Source organism: Paucibacter sediminis (assembly GCF_030254645.1).
In the GTDB taxonomy this organism is placed as follows: domain Bacteria; phylum Pseudomonadota; class Gammaproteobacteria; order Burkholderiales; family Burkholderiaceae_C; genus Paucibacter_B; species Paucibacter_B sediminis.
In genome coordinates, this window is the sequence record NZ_CP116346.1 from 1,470,095 (window position 1) to 1,490,559 (window position 20,465).

The following is a 20,465-nucleotide window of genomic DNA, read 5'->3' on the forward strand; positions in this document are numbered from 1 at the left end:
GCCAGTCTCAAGCGCAATGTAGCGCCAGCGGCTACCTTGGTGTTCTCCCGCTTACCGGGCTGCGCGCTGCACGCACACAATGAAGTCAGTGCTCACGCGTGACGCGAGCCCATCCCATCGAGCCCAGCAGTTCCCTCATGTCCTACAGCCCCGCCGCCAGCGCCTCCGCGCGATCGCGCACCAGCCTGATCCTGGCGGGGGTGGGCCTGATCGTGGCGCTGCTCTCGGGTGGGTTGCAACTGCAGCAGGAAACCGCCAGGCATGCCGAGCAGCTGGCGCATGAGTTGCGCACCCTGCCCCTGCTCTATGCCGAGCCGCTGGCCAAAAGCCTGGCCAGCGCCCAACCCGAGCTGACCGACCTGCTCTTGCGCAGCATGCTGGCGCGCCAGGGCGTGCATGGCGTGGAGCTGCAGGTGCACGACGGGCGCCGCTTCGTGGCGGGCAGCACCACGCATGACGAGGGCAGTGCCCACAGCGAATTCAATCTGCCGCAGAGTGGGCAGGGCGAGATGATGGGCTCGGTGAAGGTGCTGTCGGAGGCCGCCAGCCTGCGCCACACCCTCAGCCAGGAAGCCGCCTGGGCGATGCTGATGCAGCACCTGCTGCTGGTGCTGGTGCTGGTGGCCGCCGCCGTGGTGGTGGTGGACCGCATGCTGCTGCGCCATCTGCGCCGCCTCAGCGCCGACGCCCAATCCTTCGACCCCACCCAGCCGCCCAGCCAGTTCGCCTGGCTCGATGAACAGGGCGGCCGCAGCGCCGAGCTGCAGGAGCTCAACCATGCGATCGCCCATGTGCACTCGAGCATGGGCGAGCAGCTCAAGCGCGAACACAAGCAGGCCCAGGCCCTGCGCGCCGAGATCGAACGCCAGAGCCAGGCCCTGCGCGCCGCCGAGCAGGCGCTGGAAAGCAAGAAGCGCGAGCTTTCATTGCTGAGCCGCACCGATGTGCTGACCGGCCTGGCCAACCGGCGCGAGTTCGACGACGCGCTGCGCCGCGAGTTCAAGCGCGCTCAGCGCCAGCACAGCCTGCTGGCGCTGGCGGTGCTCGATCTGGACCACCTCAAGCCCTACAACGAGCTGCATGGCCACGCCGCCGGCGACGAGTTGCTGCAGCGCTTTGCGCGCCTGCTGGCCGAGCGTTTCAAGCGCGACACCGATCTGGTGGCGCGCCTCGGCGGCGAGGAGTTCGCCTGCCTGCTGCCCGGCTTCGATACCGCCAGCGCGCAAAGCCTGCTGGAGCAGCTGCGCGAGGATTGGCGCGGCCTGGCCCTGCCGCATGGCGCCAGCCCGGTGGATCAGATGGTGACGGTGTCGATCGGCCTGGCCGGCTATGGCGCCCAGCACCCTTACCTGAGCCCGCAAGGCCTGCTGCAGGCGGCCGACGAGGCGCTCTACATCGCCAAGCATGCCGGCCGCGACCGGCTCAGCCTGGCGGCCTGACCGGCCTTACTGGGTATCGCGCCCGCGCGATTGCGCTTCCAGCAGCTGCTCGCTGACGCGGCGCGCAGCGCGCAGCACCAGGGTCTCGTCCAGCTGCGCCTGCGGCGCGATCGCACGCGCCACCGCCTCGACCTCGTCGGGCGTGTTCAGCAGGGCCCAGGCCACCGTGGAGATGGCGCAGATGCTGCGGCGCTGCAGGCTCTCGGGCATGTTCAGCTCGGCCTGCACCTGCACGTGGTAGCGCACGCTGGCCACCGCCGCCGGGGCCAGGCCCCAGCTCTCGCACAGCGCCGCGCCCAGCGCGTCGTGGCTGACGCCGAAGGCGGTGTGCTCGAGCTGCACCAGGTCGCTGTCCTTGGTGGCGGCGCGCAGCATGGCCGGGTAATGGCCGGGCGCATGGCGGTAAAGCACCGCCTTGCCGCATTCCTCGAACAGGCCGGCCGAGTGCGCTGCCCAGGGGTCCACGCCCAGCATCTGACCCATGCGGCCCATCAGCAGGCCGCGCTGCGAGGCGCGCGACCAGATCGGCTCCAGCTCGGCGGCGGGCGGGAAGGCGGCGCGCAAGCCCATCTCGAAGGTGATGGCGGCGACCTCGCGCATGCCCAGGTAGGTGAGCGCCTGGTGCACCGTCTGGACCCGACCGCGCAGGCCGTAGAGCGAGGAATTGACGGCCTTGAGCACCGCCGCCGCCAGCGCCATATCGGTTTCCACCAGCGCCGACACCGCTTGTAGATCGATGTCCTCGGCCGCCATCAGCAGCGAGAGCTTGACCAACACCTCGGGCTGGGTGGGGATCTCGATATCAAGCGCGCGCAATTGTGGATCGACCGGCATGGTGGGTGACGTAGTTATAAGTGTTCCCTATGGTAGCGCCTGCCGCCGGCGGGCAGCCAGCCACCTTGGGGGGATCACCGCAGGAAGGCGTCCCAGCCGGTCTTCAGGATCAGCGCGCTCACCACCAGCACGAACATGCCGCGCACAAAGCCGGCGCCGCGCGCCAGGGCCATGCGGGTGCCGATCAGGCTGCCCAGCACATTCGTCACCGCCATCACGGCGGCGATCTGCCACCAGACATGGCCCTTGAGCGCGAACAGCAGCAGGGCCGCGCAGTTGGTGGCGGTGTTGAGCAGCTTGGCGCTGGCCGAGGCGTGCAGGAAGTCGAAACCGAGCAGGCGCACGAACAGGAACACGAAGAAGCTGCCGGTACCCGGGCCGAAGAAGCCGTCGTAGAAACCGATCAGCAGGCCGATGCCACTGGCCACCCAGGCCTCGGCGCGCCCGCTGTAGCGCGGCGCGTGGTGGCGCCCCATGTCCTTCTTGGCCAGGGTGTAGAGCAGCACGCCCAGCAGGATGAAGGGCAGGCTGCGGCGCAGGCCGCCGGCGCTGACCAGGGTGACCGTCCAGGCCCCGACAAAACTGCCCAGCAGCGCGGCGGCGGCGGCCGGTGCCAGGGCGTGCCAGGGCAGGGTGACGCGGCGCGCGTATTGCAGCGTGGCCCAGGCCGTGCCCCAGACGGCGCCACCCTTGTTGGTGCCGAACAGCGTGGCGGGCGGGGCAGTGGGGAACACGCTGAACAGCGCTGGCACCAGCACCAGGCCACCACCGCCCACGACGGCATCCACAAATCCGGCCAGCAGCGAGGCCAGCGCCACGGTCACAAGTTCCAGCATCTTCGGTTCGGCGCCACGAATAAAAACGGGCACCGTTCGGTGCCCGTGAACTGTGACAGTGTCACTGAATTCGTTCGAGTTGCTCTGCTGTGTTTGTCTCCTCAGCCCCCGTAGGCAAGCGCTATTCGCACAACGCTCGCGTCGAGTGGGGCCAATGTAGGATTAGCTGCCCATGCACGCACTTGGGGTTTCCACGCGGCAACGCGCACCAAATTGGCAATGTTTGGATGTGCTCACTTTCCCCTAAACCTTCTATCTATATGAACAAACCTTCTGTGCCTGCGCAGATGCTGCGCTGCCTCGCTTCCCCGTTGTGTTGCATTTGTGCGATAGCTGAGCCAAGCCTCCCGGCTCAGCGGAACAGCGGCAACGCGGCGATGCGGGTCTCGATCTGCGCCAGCATCGCCTGATAGCCCGCGCCGCCCACACCGCCATAGCGGCGCTGGAATTCGGCCTCGCTGAGGAACTCGGGCAGGTCGGCCACCGCGGGCATGTAGTGGCTCTCCGGCAGCGGCCGGCGCAGCTGCTGCTGCAACTGGCTGGCACGCTCCATCGCCATCAGGCCCAGCCGCGTGCCGGCCTGGTCGGCGGCAATGTCGTTGAAGCTGAAGCCGCTGCCCCCGCGTGCGTCCGCCAGCTCCTTGTAGACCCCGATGGCCTTGGACATGGGCCCGCCGCCCTCGATCGCCAGCGCCGCCGAGATCAGGAAATGCTGGGAGAAATCGTCCCGGCCGGCCAGCGTGACGGTGAGCGGCGTCGCGCGCGGCCAGCCACGCGCCGCCGGGATCAGCTTGCCCCAATGCTGGCCGCTGGCGTGCAGGGCCAGGGTCAGCACCGCCGCACGGTTCTCCTGCATCGCGTCTTCGCCCTGGGCGCTGCGCTGGGCCGCCAGCTCGAACAGCGGCGGCATCAGGGCGGCGAGCGAGACCGCGCTGCCGGGCGCGAAGGCCTGGCTCGCCGCCACCAGGCGTTGCTGGTAGAGCTTGAAGCGCGCCTGCTCGGCCGGCTTCGCCCAGACGCCCAGCAGGCGGTCGAGGCTGTCCTTGCGCCATTCGTAAACCACCAGCAGGCGGTCCGGCGCAAAGCTGATCTGGTGCAGCATCTCCACCGGCACGGCGCTGCCGGCCTGCTCCATCAGCTGCTGCAACACGCGCCGCAGCAGGCGCTCGGACAACCAGTCGGGCACCGGCAGCCGGCCAAGCCGAAGCCGGCTCACCAGCGGCCAACCGGGCGCTTCCAGCAACTCGGCGCGCAGGTTCAGCCACGGCCCCGGCCAGGGCAGCGGCAGACGCAGGCTGGCCTCCAGCCCGGCGCTGCCGGCGCGCAAGCGCAGCCGCACGGCCATCGGTCGCACGCTCTGCCCGAGCTGATTGACCAGCAGCTCCAGCTCGCCGGCGCTGAGCCTGGCCACGCGCAGGCCCTCGTGCGGGTCGCGCCGCGGGTCGTTGCGGCTCAGCACGGCACGGGCGCGTTGTACCTCGGCCGCATTCACTTGCAGCGGGTTGCGCACCAAGGGCTCGGCCTGCAGGCCCAGCAACACGAGGCTGATCACGCCGATCAGGAGCAGGGACAGGAGCAGCAGCAGGCAGCGCACAAGCATTCTCATGCCGGCAGTCTGCCATCTGCCGGCAGCGGGGCCATGGACAATGCCGCGATGCCCATGGACGACCCCAGTGCCGCGACGCCACGCCTCACCCTCCTGACCCTGGGTCGCGGCGAAGGCTGGCTGGGCATGCGCGCGCATGGCAAGCTGGGGCCGCGCGGCGATCGGCTCAGCCTGCTGCGGCTGGAGGGCCTGGCCGCCGACGACGCACGCTGGCCGCAGTGGCTGGCGCTGGGCGTGCAGCCGGTGGACCCGGCGATGCTGCAATGGCGCCATCCCGCCCTGGGGCAAGACCTGGCCCCCTGCTGGACCTTGATGCAGGAGGAGTTCTTCGGCGACTTCCGGGCCGATACCGCGCCGGCCCTGCAGGCCCAGGGCTGGCAGGTGCAGGTGGCGCCCGGCTTTGCGCATGAAAGCCTGCCCGTCGACGCCTGGCACCTGGACATCGCCGACGAGCAGGCGCCGCAGGTCGAAGGCCTGGGCCTGGCGCGCCGCCAGGGCTCCTGGCTGCTGAGCCTGGGCATCGAGGTGGCCGGCGGCGAGCGCCTCGACCTGGCGCCGCTGATCGCCAACCTGCTGCGGCGCGACAAGCGCTGGCTGGACGCCAACGCCATCGCCGAGATGGACGACGAGGCCATCGTCAGCCTGCGCGCGCCCGGCGGCCGGCGCGTCCATGCCCTGGCGGGGCCGCTGAAGGCCATCATGGCCGCGCTGCTGGATCTGCTGGGCAGCGCCAAGCTGGGGCAGGCCCCGCTGCGCCTGAACGCCTGGGATGCGACGCGCCTGGCGCTGCTCGACGAGGTGCCCGACCACCGCTGGCAGATCCATGGCGATGCCGGCCTGCGCGCCATGGCACGGCGTCTGCTCGCGGTGGGGGCACCGCGCAGCGTGCCCGAGCCGCCGGGCCTGGGCTTGCGCCTGCGGCCCTACCAGCTGCAGGGGCTGGCCTGGCTGCAATACCTGCGCGAGCAGGGCCTGGGCGGCATCCTGGCCGACGAGATGGGCCTGGGCAAGACCGCGCAGGCGCTCGCCCATGTGTGGCTGGAAAAGCTCGCGGGGCGGCTGGACCGGCCCGCCCTGGTGGTGCTGCCCACCTCTCTGCTGTTCAACTGGGCCCAGGAGGCGGCGCGCATCACGCCGGGCCTGCGCGTCGTCGTGCTGCATGGGCCGGAGCGGGCGGCGCTGTATGCCCAGCTGGGCGAGGCCGATCTGGTGCTGTGCACCTATGGGCTGATGTGGCGCGACCTGCGGCCGCTCTCGGCCCAGCCCTGGCATCTGCTGATACTGGACGAGGCACAGGCGGTGAAGAACGCCCATGCCCGCAGCGCCCGCGCGCTGCGGCGCCTGCAGGTGCGGCACCGCCTGGTGCTGACCGGCACGCCGCTGGAAAACCACCTGGGCGAGCTGTGGGCCCAATTCGACTTCCTGATGCCGGGCTTTCTGGGCGATGCGCGCGGCTTCGCCCGCATCTGGCGCAAGCCCATCGAGGTGAACGGCGAGGGCCGGCGCGCCCGCCTGCTGGCTGCGCGGGTGCGCCCCTTCATCCTGCGCCGGCTCAAGAACGAGGTGGCTGCCGAACTGCCACCGCTGACCCAGCTGGTGCAGCGCGTCAGCCTGCAGGGCAAGCAGAAGCAGCTCTACGAAAGCGTGCGCGTGGGCGCCGACCATATGGTGCGGCGCATCCTGGCGCGTCAGGGCTGGTCGGCGAGCCTGATCTCGGTGCTCGACGCCATGCTCAAGCTGCGCCAGGTCTGCTGCGACCCGCTGCTGCTGAAGGGGGTGCAGATACCGGCCGGCATCGAGCGCGCCAAGCTGGCCTGGCTGCGCGAGCGCGTGCCCGATCTGCTGGCCCAGGGCCGGCGCCTGCTGCTGTTCTCGCAGTTCACCGAGATGCTGGACCTGGTGGAAGCGGAGTTCCAGGCCCTGGGCCTGCCGCTGCTGAAGCTCACCGGCGCGACGCCGGCCGCGCAGCGCGGCGCCATCGTGCAACGCTTCCAGGCGCGCGAGGTACCCTTGCTGCTGGCCAGCCTGAAGGCCGGCGGCGTGGGGCTCAACCTCACCGCGGCCGACACCGTGATCCATATCGACCCCTGGTGGAATCCGGCGGTCGAGGCTCAGGCGAGCGCGCGGGCACACCGCATCGGCCAGGATCAGCCGGTGTTTGTGCATCAGCTGGTGGTGCAGGGCAGTATCGAGGAGCGCATGCTGGAGCTGCAGCAGCGCAAACGGGCCCTGGCCGAAGGTCTGCTGGGCAGCGACAGTGGCGAGGGTCTGGCCAAGTTCAGCGCGCCGGAACTGGAGCGCCTGCTGGCACCGCTGGACGAAGCGGAAGAAGCGGAAGAAGCCGATTCAGAATGACAAAGAGCGCCACGAGGGCGCTCTGCGGGGGGCCGAGCGAGGGCTCAGCGCTTGCGGTCGAAACGGATGGCGCGCGCCAGGCTGCGGCGGTCGCAACCGAGGCTGCCGGATTCAAACGCTTCGTGCTTGCGACCCTTGTCCGTGTTCCATTCCGGCATCGGAATGCGACGGGGTTGGGGTTCGGTGCGATGCTGGGACTTCATCATGGCTTGAGACCTTTTGGTAAACGCCCGGGAGCTTCAATCCCGATCCGTTGCCAGGTTCAACGCCAGTGCTGGAAGCTTGGTTGACAACATTTCTTCAAAAATATTCGCACCAGAATGGTGCTAGAACGCGAGCTTGACACCCAGGCTCAGCAGCCGGATACGTGGCCGCTCGGCCTGCTGGGCGAGCGCGGCATGCAGGCTCCAGTCGGGGCCGGCGGCCCAGCGCAGGCCCAGGGCCAGCCAGGGCTTGCTGCGGTCATCGCCATACCATTCGCCCAGCACATCGACATGGGCTGCGGCCGCGTACTCCAGGGCCAGGTTCCAGCTGCGCGTGTCCTGGTCCGCCAGGCGGCTGTGGCTCCAGCCCAGGTTGGCATGGCCGGTCAGGCCGTCAAGCAGGGCCTGGCTCCACACCAGGTTCAGATAGCTGCTGTCGTGCTGCAGCCGCCGGCCCTCGGCACGCTGGGCTTGCACGCCCCAGGCCAGGGTCAGGCCCGGCGCCGCGGCCTCACGCACCAGCAAGGCCGTCTTGCCGCCCAGCTGCAGCGTCTGCACGCCCGCGTTTCGCCCGATCCCGAGCGCGGCCTGGCTTTGCCCACCGAAACCGCAGCCCAGTTGGCTGCCCCAGGCCTGGGTGCTCGGCGCGTCGGCCTGACGCTGGCGGGCCGCCAGCCACTCCAGCTCGCAGGCCTGGGGTGCCAGGACGTCGGCGTCTTCGGTCAGCAGCGGGCGCCCGGCCTGCGCCGACATCGCCCCGGCAAGCATCAGCAAGGGAAATAGGTTATTGCGAATCATTTGCATTTATTCTTGCAGCCCTCGCGCCTGGCCAGTTTGCGCGCGATCAAAACCGGCCACGTCGCCTGGGTGCAACGCAGCATCGCTGCCGAGCTTGGGAATTTGGCTAAGCTGCGCCCCATGCCCAGCCGCCCCCACCACCCGGACCCCGCCAGCACCACGCTGGTGGCCTGCCTCTGCGCCGGTTGGTGCCAGCTGTGCGGCAGCTACCACGACACTTTTGCGCAGCTGCGCAGCCTGTATCCCCAGTACCGCTTCGTCTGGGTGGACATCGAGGACGATGCCGAGCTGGTGGGCGACCTAGATGTGGAAACCTTCCCCACCCTGCTGGTGGGCGTGGGCGAGGAGCTGCGCTTTTGCGGCCCCCTGATGCCGCAGCTGGCCACCGCCCAGCGCCTGTTGGATTCGCTGCGCGACGCCGGCCCGGCCCGCAACGCCGGTCCCGCCGCCCAGGCCCTGCTCGCGCGCCTGCAACACAGCTGCTGAGCGGGGGGCTTGCCGGGCTTGCGGCGACAATGCGGGCCTTGCCTGGCTAAGCCGCACCCACATATGACCGTACAACTCAAGACCTCGGTGGCCCGCGCCACCCCCATCATTGCCGTCGACCGCGCCGCCTTCAAGGCGCTGGCGCCCAAGCTGCCCAAGGCGACGCAGAACTGGCTCGCCACCTGCGGCTTCAGCGGCGCACCCGACAGCTTTGCCCTGGTGCCCGGCGCCGACGGCAAGCTGGGCCAGGTGTTCGCCGGCATCGGCCATGTGGCCCATCCCTTCGCGCTGGCGGCCCTGCCCAAGGCCCTGCCCGAGGGCCAGTACCACCTGAGCGACGAAGGTCTCGCTATCCCGGCCGAGCAGGCCGCCATGTCCTGGGAACTGGGCGCCTACCAGTTCGACCTCTACAAGCCGCGCAGCCGCCCGGCGGCCGTGCTGCTGCTGGCCCCGGGCGCCGAGGCCGAGCGCGGCCTGGCCCTGGCCACCGCCATCAGCGCCACGCGCGATCTGGTCAACACGCCGGCCGAGCACATGGGCCCGGAGGAGTTGGCCCAGGCCGCCGCCCTGGTGGCCAAGCAGCATGGCGCCAAGTTCAAGCAGATCGTCGGCGACGCCCTGCTGAAGCAGAACTTCCCCGCCATCCACGCGGTGGGCCGCGCCGCCACGCGCGCGCCGCGCCTGATCGAGCTGAACTGGGGCAGTGCCAAGCATCCGCTGGTGAGCCTGGTGGGCAAGGGCGTCTGTTTCGACACCGGCGGTCTGGACCTGAAGAGCGCCGAGGGCATGCGTCAGATGAAGAAGGACATGGGCGGCGCCGCCAATGCCCTGGGCCTGGCCGCGCTCATCATGGCGCTGAAGCTGCCGGTGCGCCTGCAAGTATTGATCCCGGCGGTGGAAAACGCCGTGGCCGGCAATGCCTACCGCCCCGGCGATGTGATCAAGACCCGCAAGGGCCTGCACATCGAGATCGGCAATACCGATGCCGAGGGCCGCGTGGTGCTGTCCGACGCCCTGGCCTATGCCAGCGAGCACAAGCCCGAACTCATCATCGACCTGGCCACCCTCACCGGCGCAGCCCGCGTGGCGCTGGGCGCGCAGCTGCCCGCCCTCTTCACCAAGCATATGGACACCGGCCGCGAGCTGGTGGACCTGGGCCTCAAGCTGGACGACCCGCTCTGGCACATGCCGCTGTGGGCGCCCTACCAGGAGGGCATCGCCTCCAGCATCGGCGACATCGTCAACACCGGCCGCAGCGCCCTGGCCGGCGCCATCAATGCGGCGCTGTTCCTCGAGTACTTCGTGCCCGAGCAGCAGGACTGGCTGCACATCGATCTGTTCGCCTGGAACGACCAGGCGCGCGCCGGTCGCCCGGTGGGCGGCGAGGCGCAGACCATCCGCACCCTGCTGGCCTATCTGGAAGAACGCTTCGCATAAACATGGGCACCCGGCGGCGGGGTACCGCCGCCACCCGCCAAGCGGGTAGCCCGGGCGCCTTGGGGCGGCCCGGCGTCGCCCGGGCTTGCCACTACTTGCCGTCCAGGATCCACTGCGCCGCCCGCTCGGCGATCATCAAGGTCGGCGAGTTGGTGTTGCCACTGGTGATGGTGGGCATCACGCTGGCGTCCACCACGCGCAGACCTGCCACGCCCCGCACGCGCAGGTGTGAATCGACCACCGCGCTGGCGTCGTCGGCACGCCCCATCTTGCAGGTGCCCACCGGGTGGAAGATGGTGGTGGCGATGTCGCCGGCCAGGCGTGCCAGCTCGGCATCGCTCTGGAACTGCACGCCGGGCTTGAATTCCTCGGGCCGGTAGCGCGCCAGCGCCGGCTGGGCCACGATGCGGCGCGTCAGGCGCAGGCTCTCGGCGGCAATGTGGCGGTCCTCATCGGTGCTCAGATAGTTGGGCGCAATCAGCGGCGCCATGGCCGGATCGGCCGACTGGATCTGCACCGTGCCGCGGCTCGTCGGATTGAGATTGCAGACGCTGGCGGTGATGGCATTGAAGCTGTGCAGCGGCTCGCCAAACGCGTTCAGCGAGAGTGGCTGCACGTGGTACTCCAGATCGGGCCAGGCCTTGTCAGGCGAGCTGCGCGTGAAGGCGCCCAGCTGCGAGGGCGCCATGCTCATCGGCCCGCTGCGTCTGAACACATATTCCATGCCGATCTTGGCCTTGCCCCACCAGCTGTTTGCCAGGGTGTTCAAGGTCTTGGTGCCCTGCACCTTGAAGACCGCGCGGATCTGCAGATGGTCCTGCAGGTTGGCTCCCACGCCCTCCAGCGCCTGCTGCACGGCGATACCGTGGCGCTGCAGCAGCGCGGCCGGGCCCAGGCCCGAGAGCTGCAGGATCTGCGGCGAGCCGATCGCGCCGGCGGCCAGCAGCATCTCGCCGCCGGGATTGAGCTTCACCGTCTCCAGCCCATGCGGGGTACGCACCTCGGCGCCGCTGCAGCGCAGCTGGCCGTCCTCGCGCTGCAGCGTGAGCCGCTGCACCTGGGCGCCGGTCCAGAGCTCGAAGTTGGGCCGGCCCAGGCAGGTGGGGCGCAGGAAGGCCTTGGCGGTGTTCCAGCGCCAGCCGGCGCGCTGGTTCACCTCGAAATAGCCCACACCTTCATTCGTGCCGCGGTTGAAGTCGTCGGTGGCCGGGATGCCGGCCTGGGTAGCGGCCTGGGCAAAGGCGTCCAGCACCTCCCAGCGCAGGCGCTGGCGCTCCACCCGCCATTCGCCACCATGGCCGTGCAGGGCCTTGAATGCATCGCTCACGCCCTGGGCCGCATCCAGTCGCCAGTGGTTCTCGTGCTTCTTGAAGTGCGGCAAGACCTGACCCCAGGACCAGTCCGCGTCGCCGCAGGCCTCGGCCCAGGCGTCGTAGTCGCGCGCCTGACCGCGCATATAGATCATGCCGTTGATGCTGGAGCAGCCGCCCAGCACCTTGCCGCGCGGGTAGCGCAGGCGGCGCCCGTTCAGGCCCGCATCGGGCTCGGTCTGGTAGAGCCAGTCGGTGCGCGGATTGCCGATGCAATACAGATAGCCGACCGGGATGTGGATCCAGTGGTAATCATCCTTGCCGCCGGCCTCCAGCAGCAGTACGCGCTTGGAGGGGTCGGCCGAGAGCCGGTTGGCCAGCAGACAACCGGCCGTGCCGGCACCGACGATGATGTAGTCGAAGCTCATGGCAGCATGCTGGCCCAGCGGCCGGGCTTGGGCAAGCGCAAAGCTACTTACTCGGCCACGCCGGTGCGCTGCGCGATCAGTTCGAGAGATGCGTGGCCAGCACCGGGAAGAGCTTCACCAGGCCGTCGGCCAGCAGCTCCACCGCCAGCGCCGCCAGGATCAGGCCCATCAGCCGGGTCATGATGTTGATGCCGGTCTGGCCCAGCACGCGCGCGATGCGGCCCGAGGCAGAGAACACCGCATAGGTCACCAGGCCCACCACCACGCCATAGCCCACCAGCACCGCCAGCTCCCACCAGTGGCGCGTCTTCTCGGCGTAGATCACCATGGTGGATATGGTGGCCGGGCCGGTCAGCAGCGGGATCGTCAGCGGCACCACCGCGATGCTGGCGCCGGCATCGACCTTGCTGGAGCCCTCGCTGACGTCGGTCTGGCGCGCCTCGGCCGGCTGGGCGTTGAGCATCTGCAGCGAGCTGATCAGGAGCAGGGTGCCGCCGCCCACCTGGAAGGAGGGCAGGGTGATGCTGAAGAACTCGATCACCTTGAGGCCCGCGACCGCGCTCACCGCGATCACCACAAAGGCCGAGAAGGCGCTCACGCGGATGGTGTGCTGGCGCTGTTCCTTGGTGAAGGTCTGGGTGAAGTGGATGAAGAAGGGCACCACCCCGATCGGATTGACGATGGCGAGCAGCGCGACCAGGGGCTTGTAGATGTCCATGGGGCTTGATGTTATGCGCTGGCCAGCCCGCGCAGGTAGGCCAATCCCTGAGCGGCGCGCGGGCCGTACCAGCTCAGCAGCTCGCCATCCACCAGCTGCACCCGCGCCTGCGGGCACAGGGCCTGCGCCTCGGCCAGGTGCTCGGCGCCGAAGCGATAGGGTTCGGAGCTCAGCAGCACGCGCTCGATCTGCGCCAGCCAGGGCTCGTCGCCCCGCAGCACCGGATAGCGCGCCGCGCCCTGCTCGCCGCCCAGGGCCTCGGGCCAGCTCTGCCAGCCCACCTGGGTCAGCATGCGGGCGATGTAGGTGTCGCGCGCCACCGTCATCCAGGGCGCGCGCCAGATCAGATACAGCACCCGCCGGCGCGGCCAATCGGTGGCGGCGCAGGCGGCCAGCTCCTGCCGCAGGCCCGTCGCCAGCGCCTCGGCGCGTTCATCCACCCCGGGCAGATGGCCGAAGGCGGCGCGCATCTGTGCCAGCAGTGCGAGGTTGTCGGCCGGGCCCTGCGGATGCGTGACCAGCACCTGCGGCACGAACTCGCGCAGCGCCTCGGCAGTCTCCAGCCGGTTCTCGTCCACATTGACGATCACATGGCTGGGCGCGAGCCGGTGCAGCTTGGCGAGGTTCACGTCCTTGGTGCCACCCACCTTGGGCACGGCGGCCAGGGCCGCGGCGGGATGGATGCAGAAGCCGGTGCGGGCCACCAGATAGGGGCCCAGGCCCAGGGCCACCAGCAGCTCGGTGATCGAGGGCACCAGGCTGGCGATGCGCGGCGCCCCCTGCGCCATGCTCAGACGCCCTGCTCGTCCCATGGCGTCTCGTTGAGGGCCAGGTAGACGGCGCAGCAGCCGCGCAGATAGATCAGGGCGGGCAGCACCAGGGCCAGCGCAAACACCGCGCCGCCGCCCACCATGGCCGCCTGGCCGGCGGGCGTGACCGTCACCGGCGCGCCCGCCGAGCCCAAGGCGCGCAGGCCATAGCCGAACAGCCCGGCCATGAACTGCTGCGGCGGCACCTGCACCCCCGCCGCCCAGGGCGAGATCAGGGCCATGCTGCGGCCGCCGGCCATCACCACAAAGCTCACCACCGCGCTCACCAGGGCGGTGAGGGCCAGCACGCCGGCCATCAGCACAGCCGCCTCCAGCAGGCGGTGGCGCAGCAGCCGGCCATGCATGCGCAAGGTGTTCTCCACGCCCTGGTCGGCCCAGATCGAGGGGCCGGTAAGCGGCCCCACCAGCACCGTCACCGCCAGGCCCGCCACGCCCAGCAGCAGCACGCCGGCCGGCACCAGCAGGGTGAACCAGTAAAGGCCCACGCCGGGCAGGCGCACCAGCCACAGCGCCGCCAGCAGCAAGCCCAGCACGAGCGCGGCCCCCAGCAAGAGCAGCAGCAGATTGACCAGCACGCGCGCCGCCGCGCCCAGCGCCGCGGGCATGGCGTCCTGCACATCGCGGATCGGCCGCCCCAGGGCCTGGTCCATCAGCAGCAGGCCGGTGAGGTTGACACCGTAAAAGGCGACAAGCACCGCGCTCACCCCCCATACCAGGCCCCAGGCGCCGTCGCTGCGGGCCAGCGCCGCCTCGGCCATCGCCAGCAGCAGGCCGGCAAAGCAGAAGCTGCTCAGCAGGGCGTAGAGCGCCGGGCCGTTGCGCACGGCCTCCACGCTGGCGAACACCCGGTTCAGGGCGTGCAGGGAGAGTTTTTGCATGTGGCCGGCATGATAGCGAGGCCCCGGCCCGCACCAGGGCGGCGCCCGCGCCCCGCGTGGGCCCGATTTACGGGTTTTCCTCAGAAGCTGAAAAACAACACTCAGCCTTGGGCGCTTTACGGATCACTGGATCTCTCACCCATAATCGTTTACCTGTGTTCGGACGCCGCGCCTTCGCTTGAATGGTTCACGATGGGTTGAAGCTCCACATGGTTATTTGGTATTGAAAGGGCTTCCCCATGGGAAACAAGCTTTACGTAGGCAACCTCGCCTACAGCGTCCGTGACGAATCGCTGCAAGAAGCATTCGGTCAATTTGGCACCGTGACCTCGGCCAAGGTCATGATGGACCGCGAAACCGGCCGTTCCAAGGGCTTCGGCTTCGTGGAAATGGGTTCGGACGCCGAGGCGCAAAGCGCCATCAACGGCATGAACGGCCAGGCTCTGGAAGGCCGTGCGATCGTGGTGAACGAAGCACGTCCTCGTGAAGAGCGTCCGGGTGGCTTCGGCGGCGGCGGCCGTTCCGGCGGCGGCGGCTTCGGCGGCGGTGGCCGTTCGGGCGGCGGCGGCGGCTACGGTGGTGGTGGTGGCGGCGGTGGCGGCTACGGTGGTGGCGGCGGCGGCCGTTCCGGTGGCGGCGGCTTCGGCGGCGGTGGCCGTTCGGGCGGCGGCGGCTACGGTGGTGGCGGCGGTGGCGGCTACGGCGGTGGCCGTTCGGGCGGCTACTGATCAGCCAGCGCTTCGGCACTGCACAAGAAAGGCACCTTCGGGTGCCTTTTTCTTTGGCCCTGCCCTTACTCGCCCTGCCGATGCTTGCGCGGACGCCCGGCCAGCAGACGGTCAAACAGCGCGTTGGGCAGCAGCCGCATCGCACGCGCCACCACCCCCATCTGCCAGGGGATGAAGCGCAGGCTGGCGCCGGCTTCGATGGCCGCATAGGCGCGCGCCGCAAAGTCGGCGGGCTGCATCAAAAAGGGCATGCGGTAGCGGTTCTTGCTGGTCAGCGGGGTGGCGATGTAGCCGGGCGCGATCGTCACCACCTTCACGCCGTAGGGCCGGCATTCGCCGCGCAGGCTCTCGCAAAAGCTGATCACCGCCGCCTTGCTGGAGCAATAGCCGGCGTGCCCCGGCAGGCCGCGGATGCCGGCCACGCTGGCCACCCCCACCAGGCGGCCGCTGCCGCGCGCATTCATCGCCGCCACAAAGGGCTGGAAGGTCGCGGCCAGGCCGATGTTGTTGGTGGCGTAGATGCGCTGCAGCACCGCCAGGTCCTCCGGGATCGCCGTGTCCATGCCGATGCTGATGCCGGCATTGGCGATCACCACGTCGGGCAGGCCTTGCTCGGCGATGCATTGGCGCCCGGCCGCGGTGATGGCGACCACATCGCTGACATCGGCCGGGTAGATGCGATAGCGCGCCGCGCTCAGGCCTTGCGCCTGCGCCCAGTCGGCCAGCTCCTGGCCGCGCCGGGCCACCAGGGCAAGCGCCCAGCCCTGCTGGTAGTAGTGCAGCGCCATCGCCTGGCCGAGGCCGCTGGAGGCACCGGTGATGAACACCAGTTTCGTCATGGCTTGGCCGCCTTGCCGCGCAGCCCCGGCGGATCGAAGCGCGCCGTGCTGGGGCCGTTGAAGCTCAGCAGGCCCTTGAGGTTGTCGTACTCGAAGTTCTGGGCCCGCATCTCACCGCCGCGCGTGGCGATGCGCACCGGCAGGTGCGAGCGCAGCTTCTCGGTGTTGACGAAGGCATGCAGGAACTCGCCCTGCACCTGCAGATCGGGCAGGGCTCCAGCCGCCGACTTGGCCGGGTAGCGCTGCACCTGCACCTCGCCCAGCAGCTGGATCTCGCTGCCATCGCTGTTGCTGAGCGCACGCCGCGCCTGCGCCTCGGTGCGGCTGCCGTTCTCGCCATAGGCCTGCAGACGCACGCCGTCGAGTTCGATGGTGTCGGTATCGGGGTAGTGGCGCATCGCCGCGCCCTGCAGATGCACGCGCAGCTCGCCGGTGGGCGCGAAACGCTGCATCTCGAAACCCTTCATCTGGTAGTCGGGCTCATGCTTGGCCGGCACCGGCTCCATCGGCCCGTCGGGCATGGGCGTGTGCTTGACCAGCCACCAGGTGCCGGCCGCCAGCAGCGCCATCATCAGCAGGGGCAGATAGGCCGAGAGCAAGGCCTGCAGGCGCCAGATGAGCGGCTGCCGCAGGCGCGGTGCCGCCGCCGCGGCGGGGGCCAGGCGCGCCGTCGTCGTCGTCAAGCCGCGCCTCCGTCCAGGGTGCTGAGATGGCCCTGCAGCAGCGCGGCGTAGCGGCCGGCGGCCATCAGCAGCAGGTCGCAGCACTCGCGCGCCGCGCCATGGCCGCCCGCGGCCGCGGTGACATGGTGCGCCACCGCCTTCACCTCGGCATGGGCCTGGGCCGGCGCGCAGGCAAAACCCGCGCGCGTCAGCAGCGGCAGATCGGGCCAGTCGTCGCCCATCGCGGCCACCTCGGGCCAGTCCAGGCCCAAGCGGTCCAGCAGCGGCTGGGCCACCGCCAACTTGTCCTTGGCGCCGTAGACGGCGTGCTGCAGGCCCAGGTCGGCGACGCGGCGGCGCACCGCGGGCGAGTCGCGGCCGGTGATGATGATGGGCGTGATGCCACCCTGGGCCAGCAGCTTGAGGCCATGGCCGTCCAGGGTGTTGAAGGCCTTCACGCCCTCGCCCTGCTCGCCGATGTAGATGCGGCCGTCGGTGAGCACGCCGTCCACGTCGAAGATCGCCGCCTTGATGGCAAGACCTGACCCCTGGGCCTTGAGCAGGAGTTCGGGCGCAAAGCGCAGGGCCGGTTGCAGCAAGGCCATCAGATCACCTTGGCCGACATCAGGTCGTTGATGCTGATGGCGCCTAGCAGGTGATGGGCTTCGTCCACCACCAGCACCAGGGTGATGCGGGCCGCTTCCATCAGATCGGCCGCGTCCACCGCCAGCGCATCGGCGCGCACGGTACGCGGGTTCTTGGACATCACGTCGCCGGCCTTGAGCGTGCGCAGGTCGCCGCCGCGCTCGATCAGGCGGCGCAGGTCGCCGTCGGTGAAGATGCCCTGCACGCGGTCCTCCTCGTCCACCAGGATGGCCACGCCCAGGCTCTTGCCCGACATCTCGCGCATCATCTCGGTGAAGGGCAGCTCGGCCCGCACGCGCGGCAGCGCCGCGCCGCTGCGCATCAGGTCGCGCACATGGGTCAGCAGCTTGCGGCCCAGCGCGCCGCCGGGGTGCGAGCGCGCAAAGTCCTCGGGCTTGAAGCCGCGCGCATCCAGCAGGGCCACGGCCAGGGCATCGCCCAGCGCCATCTGCGCGGTGGTGCTGGCGGTGGGCGCGAGGTTGAGCGGGCAGGCTTCCTGGTCGACCCGGCTGTCGAGCACCACATGGGCGTGGCGCGCCAGGCTGGAGGCGGCGCCGCCGGTCATCGCGATGATGTGGACACCCAGGCGCTTGAGCACCGGCAGGATGGCGTTGAGCTCGTCGCTCTCGCCGGAATTGGAGAGCGCCAGCACCACGTCCTTGGGCGTGACCATGCCGAGGTCGCCATGGCTGGCCTCGGCCGGGTGCACGAACAGCGCCGGCGTGCCGGTGGAGGCCAGGGTGGCGGCGATCTTGCGGCCCACATGGCCGCTCTTGCCCATGCCCATCACGGCCACGCGTCCGCTGCAGGCCAGCACCAGCTGCACCGCATGTGCAAACGCATCACCCAGGCGCGGGCCCATCGCGGTGAGCGCGGCGGCCTCGATCTGCAGGGTCTCGCGACCCAGGTCCACCGCGCGCGCGGCATCGAATTGCTGGGGGGAAATGCTCATCCGGGCAGTGTAGCGGCGGCCGCCTGCACTGTAGTGGCCGGCTACTACCCGCCCGACCGCACGAATTTCCACAATCAACGCGCGTCCAAACCCAAACAGGAGACATCGATGAGTGCCAAGAAACTGTTGTTGCTGGCCGGCGACTACGTGGAGGATTACGAGATCATGGTGCCCTTCCAGGCCCTGCTGGCGGTGGGCCACCAGGTGCATGCGGTATGCCCAGGCAAGGCGGCCGGTGAGCATGTGTTGACCGCCATCCACGACTTCGAGGGGGCCCAGACCTACTCCGAGAAGCCGGGCCACCGCTTTGCGCTGAACGCCACGTTTGCCGACATCCGGCCCGAGGACTACGACGGTCTGGTGATCCCCGGCGGTCGCGCGCCCGAGTACCTGCGCACCCTGCCCGGCGTGCTGGAGCTGGTGCAGCATTTTGCGCATGCCAACAAGCCGATCGCGGCGATCTGCCACGGTGCGCAGCTGCTGGCGGCGGCGGGCGTGATACGCGGCAAGCAGGTCTCGGCCTATCCGGCCTGCGCCGCCGAGGTCAGGCTGGCCGGCGCCGACTATGCCAACATCCCGGTGGACCAGGCCGTCACCGACGGGCAGTTGGTCACCGCCCCGGCCTGGCCAGCGCATCCCGCCTGGATCGCGCAGTTCCTGGCCGTGCTGGGCACGCGCATCAGCCTCTGATCCATACTGCGGCACAGCCAGGAGGTGACGAGCATGTGCGAAGTCTTCATCAGCGCCAACCCGGAGTCCTACGAGTCGCGCACGCGCTCGGTGCGCCTGCATGGCGTGGTCACCAGCATCCGGCTGGAGAACCTGCACTGGGAGGTGCTGGAAGAGATCGGCGCGCGCGACGGCCTGGGCGTGATCCAGCTGATCGAGAAGCTCTACGACGAGCTGGTGCAGGCACGCGGCGCCGTCGGCAACTTCGCTTCCTTCCTGCGCGTGAGTGCGCTGCGCTACATGGCCCTGCAGGCCCGCCAGCGCATCCCCACCGACCTGGGCGTGCCGATCCGTTCACTGCAGGCCGGCGAGGTGCTGCAGGGCTTGCCGGCCAGCTGGCACAAGCCCTTGCGGCGCGTGGCCCTGCGGGATTGACGCGGCAGAAGAAGAAAAAAGGCCACCCCTGGGTGGCCTTTGCTTGGCAGGGACGAGCCCTTGGTGTCAGGGATACAGACCGCGCTCCTCGCGCGCCTGCAGCACGCGCGTGCAGGCCACCGTGAAGGCGGCGGTGCGCAGCGAGATGCGGTGCTGTTCCGAGGTCTCCCAGATGCCCTTGAAGGCGCCGGTGATGATCTTGTCCAGGCGCACGTTGATCTCGTCCTCGGTCCAGAAGAAGGACGAGAAGTCCTGCACCCATTCGAAGTAGGAGACCGTCACGCCGCCCGAATTGGCGATCACGTCGGGCACGACGATGATGCCGCGGTCGGCCAGCACCTGGTCGCCATCGGGGGTGGTGGGGCCGTTGGCGCCTTCCAGCACCAGGCGGGTGGAGAGGCGCTGGGCGCGCTCGGCGGTGATCTGGCCTTCCAGCGCGGCCGGGATCAGCACATCGGTCTTGACGTCCCAGAAGTTCTCGTTGGCGATATGGTCGGCGCCGGCAAAGCCGCCCACGCCGCCGGTCTTGGCCACGTGGTCGAGCAGGTCCTGCATGTCCATGCCGCGGTCGTTCAGGATGGTGCCGGTGTGGTCCTGCACGGCCACGATCTTGGCGCCATTGGCAGCGAACAGCTTGGCGGCGATCGAGCCCACATTGCCGAAGCCCTGGACCGCCACGCGCGCGCCTTCCATCGCGATATTGAGGCGGCGCATCGCCTCGCGGCCGATCACGAACACGCCGCGGCCGGTGGCGGCCACGCGGCCCAGCGAGCCACCCAGCGGGATCGGCTTGCCGGTGACGACGCCGGTCGCGGTGGCGCCGGTGTTCATCGAGTAGGTGTCCATCATCCAGGCCATGATCTGGCCGTTGGTGTTGACGTCGGGCGCCGGGATGTCCTGCTGCGGACCGATGATGATGCCGATCTCGCTGGTGTACCTGCGCGTAACTTTTTCCAGTTCCTTCATCGACAGGGTCTTGGGATCGAGGCGGATGCCGCCCTTGGCGCCGCCATAGGGCAGGTTCACCGCGGCGTTCTTGATCGTCATCCAGGCCGACAGCGCCATCACTTCTTCCAGCGTCACATCGGGGTGGTAGCGCACGCCGCCCTTGCCGGGGCCGCGCGTCAGGCTGTGCTGCACGCGGTAGCCCTCATAGTGGGCGATGGTGCCGTTGTCGAGTTCGATGGGGATATCCACGATCAGCGCGCGCTTGGGGCGGCGCAGCGTCTCGACCCAGCGTGCCAGATGACCCAGGTAGGGTTCAACGGCGTCGATCTGGGACAGGTAGGTGCCCCAGGGACTGTTGCGCGTGGGCGAGACGAAAGACAAATTGGGCATGTACTGCTCCGTAATTTTTGGTGGCGCGAACGGTATCGC

Annotated in this window: 21 protein-coding genes; 7 read left to right on the top strand and 14 right to left on the bottom strand. The window is 69.5% G+C overall.

Annotated features, from left to right (window positions below; all coding sequences use genetic code 11):
- The first annotated feature begins 137 nt into the window (after nt 1-137).
- The gene (locus tag PFX98_RS06610; RefSeq protein WP_285234387.1) at nt 138-1,439 is read left to right on the top strand and encodes a GGDEF domain-containing protein; all 1,302 of its coding nucleotides are present in this window, start codon (nt 138-140) and stop codon (nt 1,437-1,439) included.
- Nucleotides 1,440-1,445: 6 nt separating this feature from the next.
- On the opposite strand, the gene PFX98_RS06615 is transcribed toward PFX98_RS06610, so the two are convergent.
- The 3 genes from PFX98_RS06615 to PFX98_RS06625 form a co-directional block, all read right to left on the bottom strand.
- Nucleotides 1,446-2,273, bottom strand: coding sequence for an HDOD domain-containing protein (locus PFX98_RS06615; RefSeq protein WP_285234388.1), 828 nt, complete (start codon nt 2,271-2,273; stop codon nt 1,446-1,448).
- Nucleotides 2,274-2,347: 74 nt separating this feature from the next.
- Nucleotides 2,348-3,109: a TSUP family transporter gene (locus tag PFX98_RS06620; RefSeq protein WP_425334674.1), complete on the bottom strand. Its 762-nt coding sequence runs from the start codon at nt 3,107-3,109 to the stop codon at nt 2,348-2,350.
- Nucleotides 3,110-3,461: 352 nt separating this feature from the next.
- Entirely contained in the window at nt 3,462-4,715 is a 1,254-nt protein-coding gene (locus PFX98_RS06625) for a YfiM family lipoprotein (protein ID WP_285234389.1), read from the bottom strand.
- A gap of 33 nt (nt 4,716-4,748) precedes the next feature.
- Between PFX98_RS06625 and PFX98_RS06630 the strand changes: the two genes are divergently transcribed.
- Nucleotides 4,749-7,070, top strand: coding sequence for a DEAD/DEAH box helicase (locus PFX98_RS06630; RefSeq protein ID WP_285234390.1), 2,322 nt, complete (start codon nt 4,749-4,751; stop codon nt 7,068-7,070).
- Between the two features lie 44 nt (nt 7,071-7,114).
- Here the strand turns inward: PFX98_RS06630 and PFX98_RS06635 are convergent, their stop codons facing one another.
- Together PFX98_RS06635 and PFX98_RS06640 are read right to left on the bottom strand one after the other, a co-directional pair.
- Entirely contained in the window at nt 7,115-7,276 is a 162-nt protein-coding gene (locus PFX98_RS06635; protein ID WP_285234391.1) for a hypothetical protein, read from the bottom strand.
- Nucleotides 7,277-7,396: 120 nt separating this feature from the next.
- A complete protein-coding gene (locus tag PFX98_RS06640; RefSeq protein WP_285234392.1) occupies nt 7,397-8,071 on the bottom strand; it encodes a hypothetical protein in 675 nt (224 codons plus the stop codon).
- Between the two features lie 120 nt (nt 8,072-8,191).
- Here PFX98_RS06640 and PFX98_RS06645 point away from each other — a divergent pair, with 120 nt between their 5' ends.
- Together PFX98_RS06645 and PFX98_RS06650 are read left to right on the top strand one after the other, a co-directional pair.
- Nucleotides 8,192-8,557, top strand: coding sequence for a thioredoxin family protein (locus PFX98_RS06645; protein ID WP_285234393.1), 366 nt, complete (start codon nt 8,192-8,194; stop codon nt 8,555-8,557).
- A gap of 63 nt (nt 8,558-8,620) precedes the next feature.
- The gene (locus tag PFX98_RS06650; RefSeq protein WP_285234394.1) at nt 8,621-9,994 is read left to right on the top strand and encodes a leucyl aminopeptidase family protein; all 1,374 of its coding nucleotides are present in this window, start codon (nt 8,621-8,623) and stop codon (nt 9,992-9,994) included.
- 91 nt (nt 9,995-10,085) lie between these two features.
- Here the strand turns inward: PFX98_RS06650 and PFX98_RS06655 are convergent, their stop codons facing one another.
- From PFX98_RS06655 to PFX98_RS06670, 4 genes are all read right to left on the bottom strand, one after another.
- Entirely contained in the window at nt 10,086-11,732 is a 1,647-nt protein-coding gene (locus tag PFX98_RS06655; RefSeq protein ID WP_285234395.1) for a GMC family oxidoreductase, read from the bottom strand.
- A 76-nt stretch (nt 11,733-11,808) separates the two neighbouring features.
- Complete coding sequence (locus PFX98_RS06660) at nt 11,809-12,450, bottom strand: MarC family protein (protein WP_285234396.1); 642 nt, start codon at nt 12,448-12,450, stop codon at nt 11,809-11,811.
- A gap of 11 nt (nt 12,451-12,461) precedes the next feature.
- On the bottom strand, nt 12,462-13,262 hold the full coding sequence (locus PFX98_RS06665) for a helical backbone metal receptor (protein ID WP_285234397.1): 801 nt from the start codon (nt 13,260-13,262) through the stop codon (nt 12,462-12,464).
- Nucleotides 13,241-14,158, bottom strand: coding sequence for a hypothetical protein (locus PFX98_RS06670; RefSeq protein ID WP_285234398.1), 918 nt, complete (start codon nt 14,156-14,158; stop codon nt 13,241-13,243). The genes PFX98_RS06665 and PFX98_RS06670 overlap by 22 nt, the downstream gene beginning before the upstream one ends.
- Nucleotides 14,159-14,397: 239 nt before the next feature.
- Between PFX98_RS06670 and PFX98_RS06675 the strand changes: the two genes are divergently transcribed.
- Complete coding sequence (locus tag PFX98_RS06675; protein ID WP_285234399.1) at nt 14,398-14,886, top strand: RNA recognition motif domain-containing protein; 489 nt, start codon at nt 14,398-14,400, stop codon at nt 14,884-14,886.
- A 65-nt stretch (nt 14,887-14,951) separates the two neighbouring features.
- Here PFX98_RS06675 and PFX98_RS06680 read toward each other — a convergent pair whose 3' ends face one another.
- Genes PFX98_RS06680 through PFX98_RS06695 form a run of 4 tightly spaced genes read right to left on the bottom strand, consistent with a single transcriptional unit; the run spans nt 14,952 to nt 17,984 of the window.
- Nucleotides 14,952-15,725, bottom strand: a complete 774-nt coding sequence (locus PFX98_RS06680) for an SDR family oxidoreductase (protein ID WP_285234400.1) — start codon at nt 15,723-15,725, stop codon at nt 14,952-14,954.
- On the bottom strand, nt 15,722-16,408 hold the full coding sequence (gene lptC, locus PFX98_RS06685; RefSeq protein ID WP_285234401.1) for an LPS export ABC transporter periplasmic protein LptC: 687 nt from the start codon (nt 16,406-16,408) through the stop codon (nt 15,722-15,724). The genes PFX98_RS06680 and lptC overlap by 4 nt, the downstream gene beginning before the upstream one ends.
- Nucleotides 16,405-16,992 (bottom strand): KdsC family phosphatase, encoded by a 588-nt coding sequence (locus PFX98_RS06690; RefSeq protein ID WP_285234402.1) that lies wholly within the window; start codon nt 16,990-16,992, stop codon nt 16,405-16,407. The genes lptC and PFX98_RS06690 overlap by 4 nt, the downstream gene beginning before the upstream one ends.
- On the bottom strand, nt 16,992-17,984 hold the full coding sequence (locus tag PFX98_RS06695) for a KpsF/GutQ family sugar-phosphate isomerase (protein ID WP_285234403.1): 993 nt from the start codon (nt 17,982-17,984) through the stop codon (nt 16,992-16,994). Before PFX98_RS06695 ends, PFX98_RS06690 begins: the two co-directional genes overlap by 1 nt.
- A gap of 108 nt (nt 17,985-18,092) precedes the next feature.
- Between PFX98_RS06695 and PFX98_RS06700 the strand changes: the two genes are divergently transcribed.
- Together PFX98_RS06700 and PFX98_RS06705 are read left to right on the top strand one after the other, a co-directional pair.
- Nucleotides 18,093-18,674 carry a DJ-1/PfpI family protein gene (locus PFX98_RS06700; RefSeq protein WP_285234404.1) on the top strand — a complete coding sequence of 194 codons (582 nt, stop codon included), beginning with the start codon at nt 18,093-18,095 and terminating at the stop codon, nt 18,672-18,674.
- A gap of 33 nt (nt 18,675-18,707) precedes the next feature.
- Entirely contained in the window at nt 18,708-19,088 is a 381-nt protein-coding gene (locus PFX98_RS06705) for a ribbon-helix-helix domain-containing protein (protein WP_285234405.1), read from the top strand.
- A gap of 66 nt (nt 19,089-19,154) precedes the next feature.
- Here the strand turns inward: PFX98_RS06705 and PFX98_RS06710 are convergent, their stop codons facing one another.
- Entirely contained in the window at nt 19,155-20,426 is a 1,272-nt protein-coding gene (locus PFX98_RS06710; protein ID WP_285234406.1) for a Glu/Leu/Phe/Val family dehydrogenase, read from the bottom strand.
- Nucleotides 20,427-20,465 lie beyond the last annotated feature (39 nt).